Genomic DNA, 3,903 nt, shown 5'->3' with positions numbered 1-3,903 from the left:
CCTATATACCAACAAATTTAAAGGACTATAACCTTTATAAAAGTAATATTTTTACATAAACCCCTCTATTAGAAGCATCTAGACCATTAAATCTACTATATTAAATAATTGAAGTAGTTTTTAAAAAGAAGGAACATAGCAGCTTTACTCCACTCCATTCACAATGGATTCATCTAATCATAGAAACAAAAGAATAGTGCTTAATTTTAGGCATAAAAAAAGGGCTCCTAAATATATATAAAGTAAAGACAAGTAATGGGGGTTACAAATGAAACGGCTAATCGGTTTTCTATGCGTATGCTTTATTGTGTTTATCGTTTACTTTGATGTCACAACAGGAACTTTACCAAAGTCATCTTCTTCTCCTGCAAAAGAACCTTCACAGCCTGTTCATCAAACAGCGAATAAACATAAACTACAATATGTAAAAAAAACCATGAAGCCGGGTGACACCTTATTGTCAATTATTGAGCAGGAAGAAGGGACACTAAAACAGCCGATTGAATCGATTGTGAGTGATTTTCAAGAGCTAAATGAAGGGCTAAAACCTGAACAAATGCAAATAGGAAAAACCTATAAAATTCCGAGCTATAAATAGACAGCGATATAAAACAAGGATAAGATAGAATTTTCTCGATGTTTAACACAGTCTATTAAAAAAGATAATACATCCATTTCCTTGTCAACTAGTGCCTAACATTGATACAATATTTTTGTGAACAATAGGGAAAATCAAACATGATTTCTTCCAAAAGGAGCGAATCTCACTTGAGTGAAATTATACATCGTACTAAAACCCGCCCTATTAAGGTTGGTAATTTAACCATTGGCGGTAATAATGAAGTAATTATTCAAAGTATGACAACGACAAAAACCCATGATGTCGAAGCGACTGTAGCTGAAATTCTGCGCCTTGAAGAGGCGGGCTGCCAAATTGTCCGCGTCGCATGTCCAGATGAACGAGCAGCCGATGCCATTCCAGAAATAAAAAAACGCATCAACATTCCGCTTGTTGTTGATATTCACTTTGATTATCGACTTGCTTTAAAAGCGATTGAAGGGGGAGCCGATAAGATTCGGATTAACCCAGGAAATATCGGGCGTCGCGAGAAAGTCGAAGCGGTTGTAAAAGCAGCAAAAGAAAAGGGTGTACCAATTCGAATTGGTGTAAATGCTGGTTCATTAGAAAAACGCATTATCGAAAAATACGGATACCCAACAGCCGACGGTATGGTAGAGAGTGCTTTGCATCATATTAAAATTTTAGAAGACTTAGATTTTCATGATATCATCGTTTCCATGAAAGCATCTGATGTTAACTTAGCCATTGAAGCATACGAAAAAGCAGCACAAGCCTTTGACTATCCATTACATCTCGGTATTACAGAATCAGGAACTTTATTCTCTGGTACAATAAAAAGCGCTGCTGGTTTAGGAGCTATTCTAAGCAAAGGTATCGGTAATACATTACGAATTTCTTTGAGTGCTGACCCTGTTGAAGAAGTGAAAGTAGCACGAGAATTATTAAAGTCATTTGGTCTTGCCTCTAATATGGCTACACTGATTTCTTGTCCAACATGCGGTCGTATTGAAATCGACTTAATTTCTATTGCAAACGAAGTAGAAGAGTATATCCAAACGATTAAGGCACCGATTAAAGTGTCTGTTCTCGGCTGTGCGGTAAATGGACCTGGTGAAGCTCGAGAAGCTGATATCGGCATCGCTGGAGCCCGAGGAGAAGGACTTTTATTTAGAAAAGGGCAAATTGTTCGTAAAGTGCCTGAAGAAACAATGGTAGAAGAATTGAAGAAAGAAATCGACTTAATTGCCGAGGAATATTATGCTAAACAAAAAGCTGAAGCGTTGAAATAAAAATAAAGTAATTAAGCTAGACAAATTTTATACTATTTTCCTAAGAAAAGCTTGGATTCGTCGTCGAATCCAAGCTTTTTTCGTCTTGTTAAAAAAACGGCAAGATAAAGATGCCAACAATAATTGAGACAGCACCGATCCCGATTGCCCATGCTCCAAGACTTTTTGCTCCTTTACTACGGGCAATAAACCCAGCAACAATGCCGACAATACCAAGTAAAATTGGCATCATAAATAAGGAAAGGATGGATGCAATTAACGCAAGGGTCCCAACTAATGTACCACCGAAACCAATACCATATGCAGGATCATCATATCTTTCTGAATTCGTTGCTTGTCCACGATTACTTATTGGTGCCGCAACCTCAGCGGATGTTTCTTCTAGATAATGATTTTTTACTGCCTCACCATATTCACCTTTACTTCGATCGTCACCGACTGTTTGATGAACCTGTGAAGTCGAAGTCGAGGTCGAAGTGGAATCCATTGGCTTTGGAGTCAAACGCACTTCATCGTCAACACTTGTGTAACGATTCTCTTCCATACATGCATTCCTCACTTTCGTTAAGTAGGAGCATTTATAGTGTGTGTAAGACAAATGAAAAACTACGTTAAAAATCTTTCATCTATTGGGATAAACTACATCTGTCTTAACAGATTGTATAAATGAAACTATACGAAAACCCCATCCTAATCTAAACCGCGGCTCGTAAGAACTGCAATGCTTTTTAGCCCTGAATCATTACCGTGCCCTTTTTATAATGGATTTGTTAAACAATATTGTTTCCATTTACCAAAAGAACGCTTTCACCAATTTATGTTACACTATATGTATGAAAAATAAGGAGAGGGCACATCAACGATGAAGAAACGATTTGGAATAGATATAGATGGAACCGTCACACGACCAGACACCTTTGTTCCATTTTTAAATGACGCTTTTCAATTAAATTTAACATATGAAGACATTACCCAATATGATTTTTATCCATATGTGAACGTATCAAAAGAAGATTTTAACCACTGGTTCTTAACAAATGAACCAATCTTTTATAAAGAATCTTTACCTGCTGATGGGGCAAAAGAAGTATTAAATGCATGGACAACTTCGGCTGATTTATATTATATTAGCGCACGTACTCCGCATCTTCTTGATGTCACAGAAAAGTGGTTTGCCAAACATCAACTGAGCTATGATCATCTAGAATTAATTGGATCGCACAACAAAGTAGCCACAGCCAAAAAATTAGCGGTCGACCTATTTCTAGAGGATAAACATGATAATGCAGTTGCAATCGCCGAAGAATGTAATATCCCTGTCTTACTCTTTAATACACCCTATAATCAAGATCCTGTTCCAAACAGTGTCATTCGCGTTCAATCCTGGCACGAAGCACAAACTTGGGTTCGTAAATGGTTGCAGGAGCAAATATAAATTGTCATATGAGTTCTCGACATAGCTAATAAAAAAAGCGTGAAAACCTAAATGGTCTTCACGCTTTTTACTTTGACTGTATACAACAATCAGGACAACGGCCATAAATTTCAAACTTATGACCAGACACATCATAATCCTGTAAATTATCTTCTAGACTTTCCATCGGACACGCTGCAATTTCTTTTGTCTTTCCACAATCTAAACAAATAAAATGATGATGATGTTCAGAGTGACTACAAGTAAATCGGAAACGTTTCTCTCCTTCAAGTTCTGTCATTTCAAAAATACCTAATTGTACAAATAAAGAAAGATTGCGGTAAATTGTATCGAAGCTTAATCCTGGATAGCTCGACTTCATATTCTCTAATACATCTTTTGCCGTTAAATATTTATTACTAGACGAAAAAAGCTGAAGCATATCTTCTCTTTTTCCCGTTTGTTTATATCCTTTATCCTTTAGTAATTGAATCGCTGTTGTTACATTCAAAAAAACACCTCATTTACCTATTTTTCCACTTATCAATAATAATTGCTAAAACAAGAATGAGTACAGCTAGCATTACAATCGTTCCACCAGGAGCAAGATCTAGCTC

5 protein-coding genes are annotated in these 3,903 nt (G+C 36.6%); 3 read left to right on the top strand and 2 right to left on the bottom strand.

Annotation, left to right across the window (positions count from 1 at the left end; all coding sequences use genetic code 11):
* Positions 1 to 268 precede the first annotated feature (268 nt).
* Entirely contained in the window at positions 269 to 598 is a 330-nt protein-coding gene (yqfZ, locus tag V7068_RS21955; protein WP_499714546.1) for a protein YqfZ, read from the top strand.
* A gap of 140 nt (positions 599 to 738) precedes the next feature.
* On the top strand, positions 739 to 1,872 hold the full coding sequence (gene ispG / locus V7068_RS21950; RefSeq protein ID WP_403031070.1) for a flavodoxin-dependent (E)-4-hydroxy-3-methylbut-2-enyl-diphosphate synthase: 1,134 nt from the start codon (positions 739 to 741) through the stop codon (positions 1,870 to 1,872).
* Between the two features lie 88 nt (positions 1,873 to 1,960).
* On the opposite strand, the gene V7068_RS21945 is transcribed toward ispG, so the two are convergent.
* Complete coding sequence (locus V7068_RS21945; RefSeq protein ID WP_499714545.1) at positions 1,961 to 2,416, bottom strand: hypothetical protein; 456 nt, start codon at positions 2,414 to 2,416, stop codon at positions 1,961 to 1,963.
* A 318-nt stretch (positions 2,417 to 2,734) separates the two neighbouring features.
* Between V7068_RS21945 and V7068_RS21940 the strand changes: the two genes are divergently transcribed.
* On the top strand, positions 2,735 to 3,307 hold the full coding sequence (locus V7068_RS21940) for a 5' nucleotidase, NT5C type (protein ID WP_499714544.1): 573 nt from the start codon (positions 2,735 to 2,737) through the stop codon (positions 3,305 to 3,307).
* A 67-nt stretch (positions 3,308 to 3,374) separates the two neighbouring features.
* Here V7068_RS21940 and V7068_RS21935 read toward each other — a convergent pair whose 3' ends face one another.
* On the bottom strand, positions 3,375 to 3,797 hold the full coding sequence (locus V7068_RS21935) for a Fur family transcriptional regulator (RefSeq protein WP_499714543.1): 423 nt from the start codon (positions 3,795 to 3,797) through the stop codon (positions 3,375 to 3,377).
* Positions 3,798 to 3,903: the final 106 nt, after the last annotated feature.

Source organism: Bacillus sp. JJ634 (assembly GCF_036962285.1).
Classification (GTDB): Bacteria; Bacillota; Bacilli; order Bacillales; family DSM-1321; genus Peribacillus; species Peribacillus asahii_A.
This window is presented reverse-complemented; position numbering and strand designations above follow the sequence as displayed.

What these genes read in the sequence shown, in the direction of transcription:
- ispG (WP_403031070.1), top strand. Translation starts at nt 739, where the DNA reads ATGATTTCTTCCAAAAGGAGCGAATCTCACTTGAGTGAAATTATACAT.
- V7068_RS21945 (WP_499714545.1), bottom strand. Translation starts at nt 2,416, where the DNA reads ATGGAAGAGAATCGTTACACAAGTGTTGACGATGAAGTGCGTTTGACT.
- yqfZ (WP_499714546.1), top strand. Translation starts at nt 269, where the DNA reads ATGAAACGGCTAATCGGTTTTCTATGCGTATGCTTTATTGTGTTTATC.
- V7068_RS21940 (WP_499714544.1), top strand. Translation starts at nt 2,735, where the DNA reads ATGAAGAAACGATTTGGAATAGATATAGATGGAACCGTCACACGACCA.